Source organism: Hyphomicrobium sp. (assembly GCF_019753045.1).
In the GTDB taxonomy this organism is placed as follows: domain Bacteria; phylum Pseudomonadota; class Alphaproteobacteria; order Rhizobiales; family Hyphomicrobiaceae; genus Hyphomicrobium_B.
In genome coordinates this window covers 1-19,761 of record NZ_JAIELN010000019.1, presented here as the reverse complement: position 1 = coordinate 19,761, position 19,761 = coordinate 1, and the positions used below count along the sequence as shown (strand labels likewise).

Below are 19,761 nucleotides of genomic sequence, written 5' to 3'. Positions count from 1 at the left end.
TAGGCGGCGCCACAACTACTCCGGTCTTATCGGCGCACCGCCGACGCCGGGCGTGCCGAACACCTGGATGGCGTCGATTGCCTTCTGTTGTAAGCGTGCCCACTCGGCGAGCTCATCGCACAGCGTCGGACGAGGCAGAGCCGCATTCTTCGCGCAGCGGCGCGAGGCGAAGTTCTGCAGCCCCATAGCAAGTTGCAACGAATAATCGCTCGAATAGAGTTGCGTATCGCTGAAGACCGAGCCACCCGGCACATTGCCGAAGTAGGTCATTCGAAGACCCTGAGCCGTTTCAGGCTGCTTTTCCGCGTCGAGCTTAAGCACACTGCCGTTAGGAGCGAATTCCGCGAGAATCGGAACCATCGGAAAACCAGCGGTCTGGTGGCAGCCCATGCACGAGCTTTTGGGATTGTCGACAGGACCGGCGAGACGTCCACCGTAGCCAAGGTGATTGAAGCTCAGCGGCGGAGTTGCCAAGTCTTTCACGGCCTGACGATTGATCCACTGTTCGGTGAGCTTATCGTAATCACACGGACCGTTTGGACCCTTGCAGGTTTCGGCAAATGTGACTGTCGGATTGTTACCCCACTGCAAACCAAGCGGCGTCATGCGCTCCCAGGGTGTTTTGCCCTTCGCGTTCCCATCGTAGCCGTATGTTCCGAGCAACCATCCAGTCGTGCTGCGTTCGTCGCGAACCTGAAGATCGATCTGGATAAGGCGCACCTTATCAATGCGGCGTTCGTAGCGTGACAACGGGCCTTCGTTGCGGAAGCGAGGGCTCTTGTTGACGAAGATGTGGGCATCCCATTCCAAGGCGCCTTTGACCGTGGGCAATTCCGCCTCGGTCACGGTCGAAAAAAGAAGTTTGATGACGAAGGCGCCGTCCGGCATGGTATTCAAACCAGTTGGATCAGGATTAAGCGCACCCGGCTTCGGATCGTCGGGATCGCAATAAACCTGTCCTAGCGCAAACGCATATCGATCATTGACGTAGGCCTGCGCCCAAGTATCGACGAACTCCGATTGCTTTTCGCCGAAGGTATTGCCGGCGGAGTCGAACTCATGAGTCAAGCCGTGAACAAATTCGCGGCCGTCGGTTCCAGGCCAGTCGGACGCGACTTCAGTGTTCCAGTCCATCCACGGCGAGCCGAACCATTTACGCGTCTTGTTGTCCTCGACGTAGAAATCGACGGCGACGTTGCCTTCAAGGCCATAATCCAAGAGCGCGCGAAGATAAGCGGCTGGGTCTACCGGGCCGCCGTCTTTGAAAGGGATCTTTAGCCATGGATACGCTTCCTTCGCGGGAAGCTCGGAGGGATAATCCTGGCTGAGTTTATAGACGCGACCTTTGTAATCGGCAGGTGGATCGCCGCCTTCGCCCTGAAGGTAATAGTCCTTGAAAGTACCGCGCTTGCAGTCCTTCCGAGCCAGAGAGTTGCGCGCGGCATCGCTGGTTGCAGCTGCCGGCGTGGGTAGCAGGGCTTCGCTCGCGTAGCTGATGATGCCGAATACGGCGACTGCTGAAAGACGCGAGAACAATTTCATTGCGGATCAACCCCTCATTCACAGGCTCAGCGCCAATACCGCGAGCCGTTTATCCGAATCGTACTGGCCTCCTGTTAAAATGATTGCGGCCGATCCTCCCGGTTCCAAACGCGGTTAGGAAACCGTAAAAGGGCGCAAATCAGTCGTGGGGCGGGAAGTCGGGTGAGGAAGAGGAGGGACGTTGAACCACGTCACTCACGCGCGGCAAAACTCAGGCCGCGTTGGTGTATTGAGTCGAACCGCAAGAACTCTTCCGCTCAATCCCATTTGACGAAGTCCGGCCACAGCTCGTCCTTCTGTCGAACGCGATCGACGGGAATGTGCACCCGCTTCATCACGTCTTGGGAGGGAAATCCCTCGGCTTGAGTGCGATGTCCGCCAGGGTATAGCGATCCAGCGTCGCGAGAAATCCGGCTCGGGCCTCGCTGAGTACTCCGCGCAATTTACAGCGGGGCGTAATTGCACAATGGTTCTCGGAGCCGAAACATTCGACCAGCGCAAAGTCGGGCTCGGTTGCGCGAATGACATCTCCAAGGCGGATTTTTTCTGGCGGCTTGGCAAGCACGACGCCGCCCGAACGGCCACGGACCGACGTCAGAAAGCCGGTATTCGTGAGTTGGTTCACGACCTTCATCAAGTGGGCACGAGAAATGCCGTAGATGCCGGCGGTCTCTTCAATGGTGATCCGGCGGTCTCCTTGGCTCGCTGCATAAAGAAGCACGCGCAGACTGTAGTCGGTAAAATCCGTCAACTGCATCGTTACACCCGAGCCTCGCGCGAATATTAGAACATTCTGAAGGTATATTTTGTCGATCCCCTGCGCAACTTGCGCGAGCGCGTCGCACGGGGCCGGTCACGGTCGCCACCGCGATGGCGCTGCCTCCCGACGATTTCAAATAGCGTACCGCATGCGTGGCAATTTGGCCGTTCAACCACGCTTGACCTTAAAGATATAGAGAAAATATATCTTTTATCGTTGAGCTAGGCACCAGGCAAAATCTTTGCCGAAAAGCATCGAAGGAAGGCACCGTGCTAAGTCAGAAAACCATTGAAATCGTGAAGGCAACTGCTCCTGTTCTCCAAGAGCACGGCAATACGTTGACCCGACACTTCTACGACCGGATGTTCTCCCACAATCCGGAGGTGCTTCCCTATTTCAACCGTGCGAACCAGACGGCAGGTAAGCAGCAAGCCGCTTTGGCGTCCGCAATTTGCGCCTATGCCGCGAACATCGATAATCTCGGCGCGCTAAAAGAAGCGGTGGAGCTTGTCGCGCAAAAGCATGCGTCGCTACAGATCAAGGCTGAACACTACCCGATTGTCGGCGAGAACCTTTTGGCTTCCATTCGCGAGGTCCTAGGAAGCGCCGCGACCGACGAAATCGTCGCTGCGTGGGGCGAAGCTTATGGATTTTTGGCCGATATTCTCATCAAGCGCGAGGATCAGATATATCGCGAGGCCGCGTCGGTCCCGGGTGGCTGGCAAGGATTCCGGCGCTTTGTCGTATCGAAGAAAGAGCAGGAAAGCAGCGTCGTTACGTCGTTCTATCTTACGCCGGAAGACAAAGGATCGCTGCCGTCGTTCAAGCCGGGTCAGTATATCACCGTTCGCGTGCATACTGACGACGGACAGACGACCATGCGCCAGTATAGCCTCTCCGCCAAACCCAATTCGGACTGGCTGCGCATCAGCGTGAAGCGGGAAGATGGCGTCGGCGGAACAGTTCCCCCGGGCTATGTCTCAAATCTGTTGCACGACTCGTTGGCCGTCGGCGCGACATTGGAGGTCGCGCCTCCATGCGGCGAATTCTTTCTGCAGGACGAGGAGAACGAACGGCCGCTGGTTCTCATCGCAGGCGGTATCGGAATTACGCCGCTGATGAGCATGCTGCAAACGTCTCTGCAAACTTATCCGAACCGCGAAGTCGCCTTTATTCACGGCTGTCAGAATGAAGATGTGCAAGCCTTCAAGACGACCGTCGAAGAGCTCAAGGCGCAGCACGACAACTTGAATGCGCACTTTCGCTATATCGATCCGCAGAAGCCTCTCGACAGCAATGGGATTGAGGCCAGCAAAGGCTTCATTGACGAGAAACTCATCGAGACGATGATCAGCAAGCGCGACGCAGAGTATTATTATTGCGGCCCGACGGCTTTCCTCGCCAAAATTCATCGTCTTCTGAATGCGTGGAATGTGCCGCATGCGCAGCAACATTTCGAATTCTTCGGGCCGAAGGAGGAACTCGCAGCGCTTGCGTGAGGAAAAGGGAACAATAATGCGGGTGCGCCTGGTTTCGCCAGGGCGCACCCACGGAACAGCAAGTTGCCTCGACGAGAGCATCAAGCAACTTTGCTTGACTGTCGGTTAGTCTAATGTCCAGTCGCGTCCGTATACGACTGCGCCAACTCAAGGCGCGAAGTTAATCGTTCGTCTTTTCGTCGTGGCGGGTTTCGGCAAGGTTCCGAATGGGTCTTTCAATTTTGGCGGCCACGCGCCGTAGGCTTGGCGCGTGGCTCGACAACTCGGTTTAGAAGAAACCGAGCGCTTTCGGACTGTAGCTCACCAGCAAATTCTTCGTTTGCTGGTAATGATCGAGCATCATCTTGTGGGTCTCTCGCCCAATTCCGGATTGCTTGTAGCCGCCGAAAGCAGCGTGGGCCGGATATAGGTGGTAGCAGTTGGTCCAAACGCGTCCCGCCTGGATAGCGCGTCCGAAACGATAGGCTCGAGTTCCGTTCCGCGTCCATACGCCCGAGCCAAGTCCGTAGAGCGTGTCATTTGCAATGGCGAGCGCTTCTTCGTCGTCCTTGAATGTCGTGACCGAGACGACCGGTCCGAAGATTTCCTCCTGAAAGACCCGCATCTTGTTGTGACCTTCGAGGATGGTCGGTTCGACATAGTAGCCGCTGGCAAGCTCTCCATCGAGGCTCGCACGGCGGCCGCCAGCCAGCACTTTCGCGCCCTCATCTTTTCCGATGTTGATATACGAAAGGATCTTCTCCAATTGATCGTTGGACGCCTGTGCTCCGATCATCGTGGACGGATCGAGGGGATGGCCCTGCTTCACCCTCTTGGTGCGCGCGATCGCCCGTTCGATAAAGCGATCGTAAATCTTCTCATGAACGAGCGCCCGCGAAGGGCACGTGCACACCTCGCCCTGGTTCAGTGCGAACATCGTGAAGCCTTCTAGGCACTTGTCGAAGTATTCGTCGTCCGCATCCATGACGTCTTCGAAGAAGATGTTCGGGGATTTGCCACCCAGCTCAAGGGTGCAGGGGATTATGTTCTCGGAGGCATATTGCATGATGAGACGGCCCGTCGTCGTCTCGCCCGTGAATGCAATCTTGGCGATGCGCTTGTTCTGCGCAAGAGGCTTGCCCGCCTCGACGCCGAAACCATTGACGACGTTGAGGACGCCTGGCGGAAGGATGTCGCCAATAAGGTCCATCAAAACCATGATCGACATTGGCGTTTGCTCGGCAGGCTTCAAGATGACGCAATTTCCCGCTGCGAGCGCGGGAGCGAGTTTCCAGCATGCCATGAGCAACGGGAAGTTCCATGGGATGATCTGGCCGACAACACCGAGCGGCTCATGAAAGTGATAGGCAACCGTGTCGTGATCGATCTCGGCGATGGAGCCTTCCTGCGCACGCAGGCAGCCGGCGAAGTAGCGGAAGTGGTCGATCGCGAGCGGAACGTCGGCTGCCGTCGTCTCACGGATCGGCTTGCCGTTGTCCAGCGTCTCCACCATAGCGAGAAGATTGAGATTGCTCTCCATCCGATCGGCAATTTTATTCAGGAGCGACGCGCGCTCAGCCGGCGAAGCGTTGCCCCATTTCTCACGCGCGACGTGCGCGGTGTCGAGCGCAAGCTCGATGTCCTCAGCGGTGGAGCGGGCGATTTCGCACAATGGCTTGCCCGAAATCGGCGTCAAATTGGTGAAGTACTGGCCTTTCACCGGGGGGACCCAGTTCCCGCCGATGAAATTCTCATACCGCGGACGAATGCGAATTTTCTGAGAAAGCTCTTCGAGTGTTTGCTGAATCATAGGCTCGCTCCCTGGGGAAAAAGCGCGGATTTGCAGATATGCAAAGTCCGCCGCTATTTTTTGCTTTTTGGAATGCAGTTGATTTCGATGCTACGGTGGCCGCCAATCTGCGGGGACAATCGCCAAGCGTCACTATGGCCCAGCACGCAGCAGGGGGAACCTGTCTCAGTTCTGAGACACCCCTAACCGGGAGCGTAACGCGGTCTAACCGCGGGTAGGCGCGATATCAAATTCGCTCGACAATCCGGCTCGTCTCATCCGGCGATAGAGGGTCGCCCTGCCGATGCCCAATTCGCGCGCGGCTGCCGAAACGTTGCCCGATGTTCGGGCGAGGGCGCGCTGCAATTCGGCGCGCTCTGCGGCCCGAAGATCGGAGGCCTGCCGGCCGTGCGCGAGAACGTCGGAGACCGGTAGCGGCAGAAAGCCATCAGGCAGATCTAAGCTTTGTCGTGCGAGCCGCGTTGCGCCCAGGACCAGGTCGTAACTATCGACTGCGAGCAATGCTGCGCCGCGATACCCGTGGGCGGGCGCCATGAGAATCCGGCAATCAGGAAATGCGGCGCGGAAAGCCTGGGATTCGATTTCGCGTGCAGCGTCCGAAATAACCGTGGCGATCAGCGGAGCAAAATCCGACATCGTCTCGTCGCGACAAGAAGAGACATCCAGCACGCCGGCGAGTTCTGCATGCTCATCGAAGATAGGAGAACCGACGCAGCTCATTGACGTGTTGCGCGTGCGGAAGTGCTGATCGCGTAGAATGGCCACTGGGCGCTGTTCTGCAAGACAGGTCCCGATACCGTTGGTCCCCTCCTTGGCCTCGCTCCACACTGCGCCGGTCCACAGCCCTCTTTCCGCAAATATCTGATCGTCGCAAGCCATGCCGCGCCGATCGACAATCAATCCATTGGCGTCCGTAAGGAGCACGCAGCAGCCCGCGCGACCCACAGCATTGAGAACACGCTCGATGACGGGAGCGGCTGTCGCTGCAAGTGTACCCAGACGCTCCCGCGCCCTTCGAACAGTAATGTCAGTCTCACGGTCTGGCAGACCCTGCGCTTCGGGATCGAGCCGATGGTAAAGGAGCGAACGCCGCCAGGACGCCGCTAACGCGGATTGGGCGGCGGACGAGGTCGACTCCGCGACTTCGCGGACAAGTTCGGCGTGACCGCCATTCCTCCCGGACATATTCATTGTTGTCGACTCTGCCGGCTGGAAAATCTCAATACTAACAGGGAGCTGTGTTGGCCGCGCCGCCAGGCAAAACGCGATCAAAGCCCGATTGCCGGCTTATGATTTAGCGCATTCAAATTTGGGCAGCGAGATAAAAAAGCAAAGTCACTGCAGGCACAGAGAACATTGCGGATGCTTCCGCTAGCACTGGCAGCGCTCCCGGCGTGTGAAGGCCGCTTGCCCGGATTGTGAACGAGACCGTTCTCCTAACGTCTATCCGGTCCAACGCGGATCGGCGAAGAGCGCGCTGGCGAGGACCGTGCGTATGAGAATGCCATCTTTGTCAAAGACGGCGATGCGTTGTGCTTAAAGCACCAAGTCCGCACCGCCGCTCTTCGTCACCCTGCCGACGAAGCTGATGATATGACGCCGCCATCATTCCAAGACGGCTCCTGCATCCTTCACATCACCCGAGTTATCTGACGGCCTCACCGCCTTCTGCCTCCCCCACGCCTCGCGCCACCACGATTGGCGTGAAACGCCTGACGGCTTACACGCTGGCCTCCGCGGAAGGACTGAGGCTGCCTTTGTTTGACAAAGTTGCGGCCGCCCGAACCGCCGCGGGACTTAATCGATTTGCCGCCGCCATCCCTCACTTTTGAAACGCGCTGCCCGTCGTTTCTCAACTGCGCGCCGCGATTGGGCGTTTTATTGTTGAGCGCCGGACGGTCCGTCTTCTGCAAACGTCGCTCGATATCGGAGCGATTGAAATTCTTGTCCCCACGCGGGATGCGCCCGCTGTGATTGGGATTGTGCTTCCAGACGTTGTTCGTGAACCGGTGGTGGCCGCCGTTGATCGCGTTCCAGCGATTCCCATCGACGTTTATATGACGGTGGCGCCAGTCCCAGTGGTTCCAGCCCCAGATGCCGCCTGCGATCGCGATAGCGCCAGCGCCCCAGAAATATCCGTCGGTGAACACCGCGCCGGGATAACCCCAGTAGTAGGGCGGATAATCGGGATACCACCACGGACCATACACGACAGACGGCTCGTAGACCGGAACGTATACGGTATCGGGATTGGCGGGCTGGATGACATACGCACCGTCGTCGCGCGTGACGGTTTGCTGCGAATTGCTTTTGAGATGTCCGCTCCCCTCTGCTTTCGACCGCAGCAATTGGATCTCATTCATGATGTCGTCTTGCTGGGCAAGGAATGCGTCGCCGAGCTTTTGCGTCCAATCGAGCTGATCGCTCATCATCTTCAGGACATCGGGGAACTGCACTAGCGCCTTGATGCTCGGATCCCAATCTTTTGATTTGAGCGCGTCGACCAGCGCGTTCCCTTGAAGATTGACGTTTTCCTGAGCACTCCGCCATCTTTCCGCCTCGACGACGTCGAGGGGATACGTCGACGCCATCAAGACGTTCGAGAGCAGATCGTCCGGATAAAGCGCGATTGGCGCCAACATCTGGTCGAGCTGCTGCTTGGAAAATTTTTGGTCCTCTGCTCGTAAAGGTGCTTGGCCGCTGATCGCGAGGGCGATCAACACCAACCAAGACATCAAAACTGTTTTCATAAACTCCCTCCTACGGTCGTTAGCCTTCGGATCCGCTCGCTTGATTCATCGAGCCCAGGCGTTGCGGATTTGACGTGTTGATAGGTGCGTCGCGGCGCGCGGCGGATCGGCCACCAGGCACCGCGATGAGGCCGCGCACAAGCGCAGCGTGGTTACTGTATGTGAAGGCGCCACCAGTCTATCGATGGCGCTCATCGTCCTCACCAAAGCGCTTGCGTTCGAGCAACGATCGAGGCGCGCGAGAATGCGACCGGCCCAATGTCTGGCTGCGAGGATGTTTACATTCGGCGTCGAAAATAGATGATAAATACGCATAACCGTCGCTGGTAACGCGTAGTGACCTGCCCGTCGTTCGTGACGAATGTCACGCCGAGCACCTCAAATAGTCAAACGAATACGTCGCGGCGGCGCGGCAAACCGGCCTTCGTGATGAACGCCGGTCGAAAATTAAGAATTGATTTTTAGGCGAATAAGCCCGCGAATGTTCGATGGAAAGACACACACGCTTACGTCAATCAAGCGTAATCCCACCGCGCTGCATAAAGGGCCGGATAGCATCCAAATATAAACTCCCATGCCTCCGGTAACTGCCCACGCGATAACCACCGGGAAATGCTAAGTCTATCCGGCTGCCGCTCCAATTCAGCCTCTTGTCATGACGTGCCATTTACGGGTATGTACCCGCACCATGGCAACGAAATGCTATTGCATCGCGCTTCGTAAGGCCGAGCGAAGGGTGACGTCGGTCTACGATGAAGCCCTGAAGCCGGCTGGTGTTAATATTGCGCAATTCAGCCTCTTGCGGACGATCGAACGGGAAGCGCCCGTCTCACTGAGTAAAATTGGCCGATTGGCAGAACTTGATCGCTCGACGGTTGGCCGCAATGTCAAGGTTCTTGAGCGCATGGCTCTTGTGAAGACACTTCATGGCGAGGACCAGCGTGAGGCCGCAGTAGTGCTCACAGCTCGTGGCAGAAGCGTGCTTGTCGACGGGGCGAAGCTGTGGGACGAAGCGCAGACGAAGATCGAGAGAACGTTAGGCACTGTTGCTGCCAGGCACTTGAGAACGCTTCTTCAGACACTCTAATCATTTGACGATATGCGGGCATATACCCTCATGTCTTTCACCGTATGTCAGGAATTGCGATGATCTCTGCTCGGCTTGCATCATGGCTCGACACGAAGAACATCCACTATGGATGGGTCGTCGCCGGAACGACGTTCCTGACGATGCTTGCAACTGCCGGAGCGCTCGGGTCTCCCGGCGTCATGCTGGAGCCGCTCCAACGCGATTTCGGCTGGCAGAATGCCGATATCTCATTCGCACTCGCTGTTCGCTTGGTGCTGTTCGGTTTGATGGGCCCGTTTGCAGCCGCGCTGATGAACCGCTTCGGCGTTCGCAATGTCGTCATCGCCGCGCTGTCGCTGATTTCCACTGGACTGCTCGGATCTTTGGCGATGATCTCTGTGTGGCAGCTCGTCGTCTTCTGGGGCATCCTCGTAGGAATAGGCACGGGCATGACGGCGCTCGTCCTCGGTGCGACAGTCGCGACCCGCTGGTTCTCACGACGCCGCGGCCTCGTCGTCGGCATGATGACGGCGAGCACCGCCACCGGCCAGCTGGTCTTCCTGCCTCTCCTGGCCGAGCTGACGCAGCGCATCGGATGGCGCGCCGCTCTTCTCGTCGTTGTGGCGGTCCTGCTTCTGGCCCTTGTTGCCGTCCTGCTCTTTATGCGCGACTACCCCTCCAGTGTCGGCTTGGCGCCATTTGGCGAAAAGGAAATCGTCGAGCCGCCGAAACGTGATCACCGTCTCCTATCGCTCTTGTCGTCTCCTCTCATGGCTCTTCGCGAAGCGTCGAGTACGCCGACCTTCTGGGTTCTGTTCCTGACCTTCTTCGTCTGCGGCCTCAGCACCAACGGGCTCATCCAAACGCATTGGATATCGCTGTGCGGAGATTTCGGGATCGCGCCGGTCGGCGCAGCGAGCATGCTCGCCATGATCGGCGTCTTGGATTTCATGGGTACGATCTTTGCGGGCTGGCTATCGGATCGTTACGACAATCGCTGGCTGCTTTGCTGGTTTTACGGGTTGCGCGGGCTGTCGCTCCTTTACTTGCCCTTCAGCGAGTTCACAGTGCTTGGCCTGTCGATCTTCGGCCTCTTCTACGGCCTCGATTGGGTGGCGACGGTGCCGCCAACCGTGAAGCTGACGGCTGAACGCTTTGGACCAGAGCGAGCCACTTTGACGTTCGGCTGGATCTTCGCCGGGCACCAGCTCGGGGCAGCAACCGCAGCGTTCGGCGCGGGGGCGACGCGCACCATCTTCGGCACGTATCTTCCGGCGCTCTACGTGGCTGGCTTTATGTGCATCGTCGCCGCATTGCTCGTCATTTCTCTCAAGCCAAGGGCTAAGCTCGAACCTCAGCCCGAGTTGGCGTAAGAGAGCGATCGACAGCTGTCAGCGGCGCAATTGACGTACATCAATTCATCAATCGGGCACCGCTCTAAACTCGCCTCAATCTTCTGAGGGAGGCGATAATGACGGCATTTGAAAAATACTATCTTGGGATGTGCCTTGTGGCGTTTGTCGGATTCGGGATCGCCCTGGCTTACAACTCCTGGAGCTGGAACAGCCACGCGCGAAGATAGATAGCCCGGCCGAGCATTCGGGTGTCCTGAAGCTCAGGTCAAATTGGCCGCCTGAAAAAAAGAGGCTTGGAATCGGTCGGCACCGAACTCGGAGGCTTTTTTAGCCTCCGGCCGGTGCGGCGTCCTACCCCGCGAGAAATTCCGGCAGGAAACCTAACCCCAATCTGAAAGACGGGTCTGAGAACTGGCGAACGCCAGGAACGCAGAGCGCAACGCGTTTCCCCAACCCCACCATTTGAGAACGAATGTCGCGGCCGCCCGGAAGGCTCTTCCGTGGGCTGGACGCATGGCCTAATGGTGCCGACAACCGTTTGTCCTGTGCGCACGGTGACTCGGCAGCATGTGCTGTCGCAGCCAGCGCCAAACAAAGCGCGCATATGATTCGTCTCGACTCCATCAGCAAGCAGAACGGTCATCAGATCGTCTTCATCGAAGCGTCCGCCGCCCTCAACAGGGGCGAGAAGGTCGGCCTCGTGGGTCCGAATGGCGCCGGCAAGACGACGCTCTTCCGGATGATCATCGGCCAGGAGCACCCGGACGAGGGCCAAGTCTCGACAGATCGCGGCATCACCATCGGCTACTTCAGCCAGGATGTGGGAGAGATGGCAGGCAAAAGCGCCGTGTCCGAGGTGATGGACGGCGCTGGCCCGGTGAGCGCAGTCGCGGCCGAACTGGCGGAACTCGAGGCCGCCATGGCCGATCCCGACCGGGCCGACGAGATGGAAGAGATCGTCGAGCGCTACGGCGAGGTGCAGGGCCGTTTCGAAGAGCTGGGCGGCTATGCCCTCGAAGGCCGCGCGCGCGAAGTGCTCGCGGGTCTCTCCTTCAGCCAGGAGATGATGGACGGCGATGTGGGCGCCTTGTCGGGCGGCTGGAAGATGCGCGTGGCGCTGGCTCGCGTGCTCCTCATGCGTCCCGACGCCATGCTGCTCGACGAGCCGAGCAACCACCTCGACTTGGAAAGCCTTATCTGGCTGGAAGAGTTCCTCAAAGGCTACGAGGGCGTCCTGTTGATGACCTCGCACGATCGCGAGTTCATGAACCGCATCGTCACCAAGATCGTCGAAATCGACGGCGGCTCGCTGACGACGTATTCGGGCAACCACGAGTTCTACGAAAAGCAGCGCGCGCTCGCGGAGAAGCAACAGCAGGCACAGTTCGACCGCCAGCAGGCGATGCTCGCCAAGGAGATTCGATTCATCGAACGCTTCAAGGCGCGCGCCTCGCACGCCGCTCAGGTGCAAAGCCGCGTCAAACAGCTGGCGAAGATCGACCGCGTCGAGCCGCCGAAGCGCCGCCAGACGGTGATGTTCGAGTTCCAGCCGGCGCCGCGCTCGGGCGAGGACGTGGTCAGCATCAAGGGCGTGCACAAGAGCTACGGCAGCCGCAGCATCTATGAAGGGCTGGATTTCCACGTGCGCCGGAAGGAACGCTGGTGCGTCATGGGCATCAACGGCGCCGGCAAGTCCACGCTTCTAAAGCTCGTGGCCGGCTCGACGGAGCCCGATGCGGGCACAGTCAATATCGGCGGGAGCGTGAAGATGGGCTACTTCGCCCAGCACGCCATGGACCTCCTTCATGGCGACCGCACCGTATTCCAGTCGCTGGAGGATTCGTTCCCGCAGGCGGGCCAAGGCTCGCTGCGTTCGCTGGCCGGCTGTTTCGGCTTCTCCGGTGACGACGTGGAGAAGAGATGCCGTGTGCTTTCCGGCGGCGAGAAGGCACGCCTCGTCATGGCGAAGATGCTCTACGACCCGCCGAATTTCCTGGTGCTGGACGAGCCCACAAACCATCTCGACATGGCGACCAAGGAAATGCTCATCGTCGCGCTGTCGCAATACGAGGGCGCGATGCTGTTCGTCTCGCACGACCGGCACTTCCTCGCCGCGCTGTCCAATCGGGTGCTGGAACTGACCCCCGAGGGCATCCACAAATACGGCGGCGGCTACACCGAATACGTCGAGCGGACCGGCCAGGAAGCTCCGGGCCTGCGCAGCTGAGCCCTTCCCCGCGAGCACAAGCAATCGAAGCGTCGAACAATCGGCGTTCTCAGCGTACATGTGTGGTGAGATTGAAGTCGGGTCCTGATTCTCGGCGGCGAACCAAAGGAACCGGACCATGAACGGTGCGCAGGCACTCATCACCACCGCTTTGAACGAAGGCATCGAGGTCTGTTTCGCAAATCCGGGCACGACGGAGTTGCCGTTGGTTCTCGCGATGGATCAGGTTGCCGGGATGCGTGGCATCCTTTGTCTCCACGAGAACGTCGCGACCGGAGCGGCCGACGGCTACGGCCGGATGCTGTCCAAGCCGGCGATGTGCTTGCTCCATTTGGGACCCGGCCTTGCTAATGGTCTGACGAATTTGCACAACGCGCGGCGCGCAGGAACGCCGATCCTGAATGTCATCGGCGAACATGCGACGTGGCATCGCGCGGCCGATCCGTTGTTGGCATCCGACATCGAAGGGCTGGCCCACACAGTCAGCGCGTATACGAAGCGAAACGTGGGTGCGGCGGCGATAGCGTCAGATCTGGCCGAAGCGGTAGAGCGCGCGCGAGCGGGCGGTATCGCGACCCTGATCGTTCCCCACGATTGCCAGCTGGGCGACGCCGGTGACGATCGTCCACATCGGCGCGCCATATCGAAAGGTAGCTACTCGCCGGCGAATATGACCGCGGCGACACGGGCGCTCAAGCGCGGAAAGTCAGCCATCTTGTTGGGCGGCGAGGGCTTATCGGAATCCGGCATGCGGCTCGCCGGCAGAATTGCTGCCGCGACCGGCGCCGATCTTCTCTGCGATACGTTCTTCGCTCGCATGGAGCGCGGGGGCGATTTACCCGCAGCGACGAGGCTCCCATATTTTCCCGATCAGGCGCTGGCGCTGACACGCCGCTACGAAAACGTGGTGCTCGCTGGCACGCGCCGCCCCGTTACCTTCTTCGGATATCATGATCAACCTAGTTATTTGACCAGCGAAGAACAGACCGTCACGCTGGCGGCTCGCGGCGAGGATGTTCTCGGAGCGCTGGAGGCAGTCGCAGCCGAGCTTCAGGCTTCACAAGATGTCAGCCGTCAGCCTGGCGCGCCCCTCTCGATGCCGCGCGGGGGGCTCGACGCACAGTCCGTTACCGCAATCATCGGGCTGCTGCAGCCGGAAAACTGCATCGTCATGGACGAGGCGTTGACCGCCGGCACGCCGTATTTCGAAGCATCCAGGAACGCACCACGCTTCAGTCATTTGATGTTGACGGGCGGCGCCATCGGCGAAGGTCCAGGCGCGGCAACAGGTGCTGCCATCGCATGTCCGGACCGCAAGGTCATCAATTTCGAATCCGATGGATGCGGCGCTTATTCCGTGCAGGCGTTCTGGACGCAGGCGCGCGAGAACTTGGATGTCGTCACGATCATCGGCTCCAACCGCAGCTACAACATTTTGAACGTGGAGTTTCAGCGGGCAGGAGTAACGGCGCCCGGGCCCGTCGCCCGCTCGATGACGGGGCTGGATCGTCCCTATCTCGATTGGGTCAGGATCGGAGAAGGTTTCGGCGTGCCGTCCGTCGCAGTCGATAGTTCAGAAGCGCTGGCGCGCGAACTGGAAAAAGCCCTCGCTCAAAAGGGACCGCGCCTGATCGAAGCGATCATGTCGTAGCAAGATCGGTCGCCGATCGGCGCGATCAATGTTTCTCAGGCTCGGCCGTAAGCAGTTTGTAGAAGATATCCTTGCCCTGAAGAGTGCGCAGCTTCTGCGTGACCTCACGGCTGCGCATCCGCCGCGACACCGCGGCGAGCATGTTGAGGTGTTCGCCTTCGGCAGCAGACGGCACGAGCAGAAGAAAAACGAGATCGACCGGCATGTTGTCGATCGCTTCAAAATCCACCGGAGGCTTAAGGCGTGCAACGAGCCCGAACGGCTTTTTGAGCCCAATATAGCGAGCATGCGGAATTGCAACGCCGCCGCCCATGCCCGTCGATCCGAGCTGTTCTCGTTTCATGAGCTCAGTGACGATGACGTCGCTGCTCAAGCCGATGGACGGCGCCGCGCGCCGCGCGAGATCTCTGAGCAGAGAGATTTTATCCGGCTCGCTGACATCGAGGAAGACGTCACTGGGCGAGAGAAAGCTGCTGATGCTGGTTGGCATTTAGGGTCGCTCTATAATTCGTCGGGAATTCGCAGGCGATAGCCGACGCCTGTTTCGGTCAGAATGTATTCAGGGCTTTCCGGATGCGTTTCGATTTTTTGCCGGAGTTGACGGACATAGACACGCACGTACTGTGAATCCGCCGACGGGCCCCAGAGTTCCCGAAGTAAAAAGTTATGTGTGAGAACCTTTCCAGCGTGCTGAACGAACAGCCGCAGCAGATCGTATTCCTTGGGAGAAAGCTTAATTTCCCGGTCGCCGACTTTAACGATGCGCCGGACGAGATCGACGGTCAGATCTCCGACACGAAAAATGGGACGCTCGCCATGGCTTTGCAACTGGTGGCGTAGCGCCGCGCGGATGCGGGCCAGAAGCTCATTTATGCCGAAAGGCTTCGTAACGTAATCGTCAGCGCCGAGATCGAGAGCATGAACTTTGGCGCCTTCGTCAGCCCGGCTCGAGAGCACCACGATGGGAACGGATTCATTCTTCGCGCGAATGGCGCTGAGGAGATCGAGACCCTGCATATCGGGAAGGCCAAGATCCAGGATGATGAGATCCGGCTTCGTATCGATAAGTTCCAACGCGGCTCGGGCGTTGGGCGCATCCGTCACTTGATAGCCCTGTGTCGCAAGACCCATGCGCAACAGCTTACGAATGGGCGGCTCGTCGTCTATGACCAGAACGTTGAGAGGCGCGCTCATGCAGCGTGATCCAACGTTTCGCTCTCGAAGCCCGCCGGCAGGGAAATCGTGAACACGGCGCCGCTGCGATCGAGCAGGTTTGCGGCCCTTATCGTGCCGCCCATGATCTCGACGAACCCGCGCGAAATGGGAAGCCCGAGCCCCGTTCCGGCGCGCACGCGATCACCTTTGTAGGACCGATAGAACTTATCGAAGATGCGCTCAAGGTCTTCCGGTGGAATTCCCGGGCCCTCATCCGATACCTGCAAAGTAATCCGGTCGTAGTCTTGCCAGGCGTCGATTTGTATAGCGGTGCCCTCCGGCGCGTATTTGGCGGCGTTGTCCAATAAGTTGAAAAGCACCTGCTCCAGAAGGACCGAGTCGGCTCTCACTTGCGGATTGTCCGTGGCAGGCGTGTAACGCACATTATGATGGGCTAGAATCTTTTTCGCTCTCTTGAGTGCCGCATCGACGATCTCGCTGACGTCGTGCACCTCAGCCTTCGGCGCGACGGCGCCCGCCTCGAGCTTGGTCATGTCCAGGAGATTGGCGATAAAGCGATTGAGACGCTCGGATTCATCTATGACTGTCGAGAGAAGCTCATCCCGCGAGGCCTCATCAAGCTTGTCCGATACGTCGCGTAATGTACTTGCCGCGCCGAGGATTGCGGCGAGGGGTGTCTTGAGATCGTGCGATAGCGAAGTCAGCAGCGCCGCCCGAAGCCGCTCGGTTTCCGCGGTGCGCTTCGCTTGCTCGATGTCCTCGACCAGCCGTACGCGCTCAATCGCAAGCGCTCCCTGGTTGATCAGGGCATCGAACAGACGCCGCTGATCGGGCGTCAGCAACGGGCCCGGATTGTCGCTATCGATGCCGACGACGCCGACGACGCCACGCGCCGTGTGCAACGGCAGAAAGAGGCGCTGGGAGCCGGGCAGCGTATCCGCTCCGCGCCCAGCGGGACGATCATTCATCCATGCCCACGTGGCTGCCGCCAAATCAGACGCGTCGAGGGTATCCTCCGGCGGATAACCTGCTTTGACCGCGATGGAACCATTGTCCGGCAGCAACAGCACCACGCGAACTTTCAGCATCGACGCGATCTGGAAGGCGGTCGCCCAAAGCACATCGTCAAGCGTGGCCGTTGCGGCGAGCTTCCGGCTGAAGCCGTAAAGCGATTCCGTGGTGCTGGCGCGATTGACGGCAATGACTGCCTGACTGCGCGTCTGGGCCGCGATGTTCGATACGACGATTGCGACGACCGCGAACGATACGAACGCTGCAACGTTCTTCGGGTCCGAAATGGTGAACGTGTAGAGCGGCGGAAGGAAGAAGAAATTGTACGTGAGCGATCCCAAGACACTGGCGACGAGCGAGGGCAACAGGCCGTGACGAACAGCGACGGCGATAATGCCTGTCAGAAAAATGAGGTCGACGCTTTCGACGCCGATCCACGGCCGGATCAGCCACGACAATCCGAGTGACGTCGCCATGGCCGCTACGGCAAACGTGTAGGCAAGGAGATTGTTGGAGGGTTTCTCGGGAGCGGCGCGGACGACCGGTCTGGGCTGCGCGCCGTTGGGAAGTTGCTCGCCCGAAATGACGTGCACGCTGGTATCGGCCGATTGCCTGACGAGATCGTGCACGACGGAGCCGTGCAGAATTTCGAACCAGCGCGGCCTCTCGGATTTGCCGATTATGATTTGAGTGACATTATGTGCTCGCGCGTAGGCCATAATATCGTCGGCGATCTTCCGCGAGCTTCCAGGAATAGTGAGAGTTTCAGCGCCGAGCTGCTCGGCGAGCCGGAGCGCTTCGGCGACACGGTTTCGCTCCTCATCGGAAAGGCGGATGCTCCGGCGCGTTTCGACCGTCAACGCGGTCCACGGTGCGTGCAGGCGATCGGCAGCCCGTTTCGCGTACCGCACGAGCCCCGCCGAGCGCGGATCGTCGCTGATACAAACGAGCACGCGTTCGCACGCGGCCCACGGCCCGAGCATCGCTTTAGCGCGCAGCTGCGTGACAAGCTGCTCATCGACGCGTTCAGCGGTTTGCCGCAAGGCGAGCTCGCGAAGCGCCGTGAGGTTGACGGGCGAGAAGAAATTCTCGAGCGCGAGCTGCGCTTGCTCGGGAATATAAACTTTCCCTTCCTTCAGTCGCTGGATCAGATCCTCAGGCGTGATGTCGACGAGCTCGACGTCGTCGGCACGGGCGAGAATGGAATCGGGAACGGTCTCGCGCACGCGGACGCCCGTTATCTGCGCGACGACTTCGTTGAGACTGTCAATATGTTGAATATTGATTGTCGTGTAGACGTCGATGCCCTGATCCAGCAATTCCTCGACATCGAGATACCGCTTCGGGTGGCGGCTCGACGGCGCATTGGTATGAGCGAGCTCATCGACCAGCGCGATTTGCGGGCGGCGCGCAATGAGGGCATCGAGATCGAGCTCGTCGAGTTCCTTGCCTTTGTATTCTACCTTTCTGGGAGGGATGACAGTCATGCCGCGCAGGAGCGCCTTCGTCTCCTTGCGGCCGTGCGTCTCGACGACGCCGACGACGACATCAGCGCCCTCCTTGAGCTTCGCGCGAGCCGTGCGCAGCATCTCATAGGTCTTTCCGACGCCTGGCGCGGCGCCAAGAAAGATTTTGAGCCGGCCCCGGCCGCGCGCTTCTCGTCGCGAAATCTCGAGAAGCGCGTCTGGTGATGGCCGTTTGTGCTGCGCGTAGGTATCTTCTGCCATCGAGGCTATCCCGAGAGCGACTGCCGCCGCTCCACCTTCATCGCGCCGCCACGCGATCCAGATCGAGGTTTAGCGCTAGAACATTGATATGGGGTTCACCGATTAAACCAAAAAGACGGCTTTCGATATGGCTCTCGACCAGTTGCTTAACATCGGCCTCCGGCAGATTGCGGGCTTTGGCGACACGCGGCACCTGGAAGTATGCGGCGGCGGGCGATATGTCCGGATCGAGCCCGCTGGCGGTGGTCGTCACGAGGTCCAGCGGAACGGGCGTGGAAGGGTTCTCCGCCCTGAGCTTTTCAACGTCGCCCTTGACGCGATCGATCAACGCCTTGTTCGTCGGGCCTAGGTTCGAGCCCATCGAGTTCGCGGCATTGTACGGCTGCGGCACGGTCTTGCTGGGGTCAGACGGATCGGTGCCGGTGGTCGCCGACAGCCGGCCGCGGAAATAGCGGTCGCTCGTAAAGGATTGCCCGATCAGTTCCGAGCCGATGATTTTTCCGTCGCGCACGATCAGGCTGCCCTGCGCCTGTTTTGGAAAGAGTGCGCCCGCAAGCCCAGTCATCGCGAGTGGATAGATGAGGCCCGTGATGACCGTCAGAGAGACCAGCAATACGAACGCGGGGCGTAAGAGTTTGAACATTGGAGTTCCCTATCAAACGAGGTGCAGAGCGTTGACCGCGATGTCGATCGCCTTGATGCCGACAAAGGGGATCAAGACGCCGCCAAGGCCATAGATCAGCAAGTTCCGGCGAAGCAGCGGGCCCGCGCCGATCGGGCGATAGGCGACGCCTTTGAGCGCGAGCGGGATCAAGGCGATGATGATCAGCGCGTTGAAGATGATCGCCGACAGGATCGCACTTTGCGGGCTGCCGAGGTTCATGACGTTGAGAGCCTGCAGCTGCGGATAGAAGGCGAGGAACATCGCGGGAATGATCGCGAAGTATTTGGCGACGTCGTTTGCAATGGAGAACGTCGTCAAGGCGCCGCGAGTCATCAAGAGCTGCTTGCCGATCTCCACGATCTCGATGAGCTTCGTCGGGTTGCTGTCGAGGTCGATCATATTGCCGGCCTCACGCGCGGCGACGGTGCCGGTGTTCATCGCGACCCCGACGTCGGCCTGCGCCAACGCAGGGGCGTCATTGGTGCCGTCGCCGCACATCGCAACGAGCTTGCCCCTGGCCTGTTCGTCGCGAATAAGGCGC

The 19,761-nt window shown here is 59.3% G+C and carries 15 protein-coding genes; 5 read left to right on the top strand and 10 right to left on the bottom strand.

Annotated features, from left to right (window positions below; translation table 11 throughout):
• Positions 1-15: 15 nt before the first annotated feature.
• Both K2Q04_RS18685 and K2Q04_RS18680 read right to left on the bottom strand, forming a co-directional pair.
• Positions 16-1,542 carry a hypothetical protein gene (locus tag K2Q04_RS18685; RefSeq protein ID WP_291166354.1) on the bottom strand — a complete coding sequence of 509 codons (1,527 nt, stop codon included), beginning with the start codon at positions 1,540-1,542 and terminating at the stop codon, positions 16-18.
• A 334-nt stretch (positions 1,543-1,876) separates the two neighbouring features.
• Positions 1,877-2,299 (bottom strand): Rrf2 family transcriptional regulator, encoded by a 423-nt coding sequence (locus K2Q04_RS18680; RefSeq protein ID WP_291166352.1) that lies wholly within the window; start codon positions 2,297-2,299, stop codon positions 1,877-1,879.
• Positions 2,300-2,571: 272 nt separating this feature from the next.
• Here K2Q04_RS18680 and hmpA point away from each other — a divergent pair, with 272 nt between their 5' ends.
• A complete protein-coding gene (gene hmpA, locus K2Q04_RS18675; protein ID WP_291166350.1) occupies positions 2,572-3,801 on the top strand; it encodes an NO-inducible flavohemoprotein in 1,230 nt (409 codons plus the stop codon).
• 268 nt (positions 3,802-4,069) lie between these two features.
• Here the strand turns inward: hmpA and adh are convergent, their stop codons facing one another.
• The 3 genes from adh to K2Q04_RS18660 all read right to left on the bottom strand — a co-directional run bounded on the left by adh (position 4,070) and on the right by K2Q04_RS18660 (position 8,340).
• Positions 4,070-5,590, bottom strand: a complete 1,521-nt coding sequence (adh, locus tag K2Q04_RS18670; protein ID WP_291166349.1) for an aldehyde dehydrogenase — start codon at positions 5,588-5,590, stop codon at positions 4,070-4,072.
• Between the two features lie 204 nt (positions 5,591-5,794).
• Complete coding sequence (locus K2Q04_RS18665) at positions 5,795-6,781, bottom strand: helix-turn-helix domain-containing protein (RefSeq protein ID WP_366935769.1); 987 nt, start codon at positions 6,779-6,781, stop codon at positions 5,795-5,797.
• A 467-nt stretch (positions 6,782-7,248) separates the two neighbouring features.
• On the bottom strand, positions 7,249-8,340 hold the full coding sequence (locus tag K2Q04_RS18660; protein ID WP_291166347.1) for a DUF3300 domain-containing protein: 1,092 nt from the start codon (positions 8,338-8,340) through the stop codon (positions 7,249-7,251).
• Positions 8,341-9,028: 688 nt separating this feature from the next.
• On the opposite strand from K2Q04_RS18660, the gene K2Q04_RS18655 reads away from it, so the two are divergent.
• The 4 genes from K2Q04_RS18655 to K2Q04_RS18640 all read left to right on the top strand — a co-directional run bounded on the left by K2Q04_RS18655 (position 9,029) and on the right by K2Q04_RS18640 (position 14,642).
• Complete coding sequence (locus tag K2Q04_RS18655; RefSeq protein ID WP_291166345.1) at positions 9,029-9,427, top strand: MarR family transcriptional regulator; 399 nt, start codon at positions 9,029-9,031, stop codon at positions 9,425-9,427.
• A 59-nt stretch (positions 9,428-9,486) separates the two neighbouring features.
• The gene (locus tag K2Q04_RS18650; RefSeq protein WP_291166343.1) at positions 9,487-10,782 is read left to right on the top strand and encodes an MFS transporter; all 1,296 of its coding nucleotides are present in this window, start codon (positions 9,487-9,489) and stop codon (positions 10,780-10,782) included.
• A 586-nt stretch (positions 10,783-11,368) separates the two neighbouring features.
• Entirely contained in the window at positions 11,369-12,991 is a 1,623-nt protein-coding gene (locus K2Q04_RS18645; RefSeq protein ID WP_291166341.1) for an ABC-F family ATP-binding cassette domain-containing protein, read from the top strand.
• Positions 12,992-13,109: 118 nt separating this feature from the next.
• Positions 13,110-14,642 carry an acetolactate synthase large subunit gene (locus K2Q04_RS18640; RefSeq protein WP_291166339.1) on the top strand — a complete coding sequence of 511 codons (1,533 nt, stop codon included), beginning with the start codon at positions 13,110-13,112 and terminating at the stop codon, positions 14,640-14,642.
• Positions 14,643-14,667: 25 nt separating this feature from the next.
• Here the strand turns inward: K2Q04_RS18640 and K2Q04_RS18635 are convergent, their stop codons facing one another.
• The 5 genes from K2Q04_RS18635 to K2Q04_RS18615 all read right to left on the bottom strand — a co-directional run.
• Entirely contained in the window at positions 14,668-15,132 is a 465-nt protein-coding gene (locus K2Q04_RS18635; protein WP_291166337.1) for a PTS sugar transporter subunit IIA, read from the bottom strand.
• An 11-nt stretch (positions 15,133-15,143) separates the two neighbouring features.
• Positions 15,144-15,836: a response regulator transcription factor gene (locus tag K2Q04_RS18630; protein WP_291166335.1), complete on the bottom strand. Its 693-nt coding sequence runs from the start codon at positions 15,834-15,836 to the stop codon at positions 15,144-15,146.
• Positions 15,833-18,556 carry a sensor histidine kinase KdpD gene (locus K2Q04_RS18625; RefSeq protein ID WP_291166333.1) on the bottom strand — a complete coding sequence of 908 codons (2,724 nt, stop codon included), beginning with the start codon at positions 18,554-18,556 and terminating at the stop codon, positions 15,833-15,835. Before K2Q04_RS18625 ends, K2Q04_RS18630 begins: the two co-directional genes overlap by 4 nt.
• A gap of 37 nt (positions 18,557-18,593) precedes the next feature.
• Entirely contained in the window at positions 18,594-19,199 is a 606-nt protein-coding gene (locus tag K2Q04_RS18620; protein ID WP_291166331.1) for a K(+)-transporting ATPase subunit C, read from the bottom strand.
• Between the two features lie 12 nt (positions 19,200-19,211).
• On the bottom strand, positions 19,212-19,761 hold a 550-nt coding region (locus K2Q04_RS18615), incomplete at its 5' end, for an HAD-IC family P-type ATPase (protein WP_291166329.1).

Bases quoted from the DNA above. Each gene is read 5' to 3' on its own strand.
- K2Q04_RS18685 (WP_291166354.1), bottom strand. From the start codon at position 1,542: ATGAAATTGTTCTCGCGTCTTTCAGCAGTCGCCGTATTCGGCATCATC.
- K2Q04_RS18680 (WP_291166352.1), bottom strand. From the start codon at position 2,299: ATGCAGTTGACGGATTTTACCGACTACAGTCTGCGCGTGCTTCTTTAT.
- adh (WP_291166349.1), bottom strand. From the start codon at position 5,590: ATGATTCAGCAAACACTCGAAGAGCTTTCTCAGAAAATTCGCATTCGT.
- K2Q04_RS18665 (WP_366935769.1), bottom strand. From the start codon at position 6,781: ATGAATATGTCCGGGAGGAATGGCGGTCACGCCGAACTTGTCCGCGAA.
- K2Q04_RS18660 (WP_291166347.1), bottom strand. From the start codon at position 8,340: ATGAAAACAGTTTTGATGTCTTGGTTGGTGTTGATCGCCCTCGCGATC.
- K2Q04_RS18655 (WP_291166345.1), top strand. From the start codon at position 9,029: ATGGCAACGAAATGCTATTGCATCGCGCTTCGTAAGGCCGAGCGAAGG.
- K2Q04_RS18650 (WP_291166343.1), top strand. From the start codon at position 9,487: ATGATCTCTGCTCGGCTTGCATCATGGCTCGACACGAAGAACATCCAC.
- K2Q04_RS18645 (WP_291166341.1), top strand. From the start codon at position 11,369: ATGATTCGTCTCGACTCCATCAGCAAGCAGAACGGTCATCAGATCGTC.
- K2Q04_RS18640 (WP_291166339.1), top strand. From the start codon at position 13,110: ATGAACGGTGCGCAGGCACTCATCACCACCGCTTTGAACGAAGGCATC.
- K2Q04_RS18635 (WP_291166337.1), bottom strand. From the start codon at position 15,132: ATGCCAACCAGCATCAGCAGCTTTCTCTCGCCCAGTGACGTCTTCCTC.
- K2Q04_RS18630 (WP_291166335.1), bottom strand. From the start codon at position 15,836: ATGAGCGCGCCTCTCAACGTTCTGGTCATAGACGACGAGCCGCCCATT.
- K2Q04_RS18625 (WP_291166333.1), bottom strand. From the start codon at position 18,556: ATGGCAGAAGATACCTACGCGCAGCACAAACGGCCATCACCAGACGCG.
- K2Q04_RS18620 (WP_291166331.1), bottom strand. From the start codon at position 19,199: ATGTTCAAACTCTTACGCCCCGCGTTCGTATTGCTGGTCTCTCTGACG.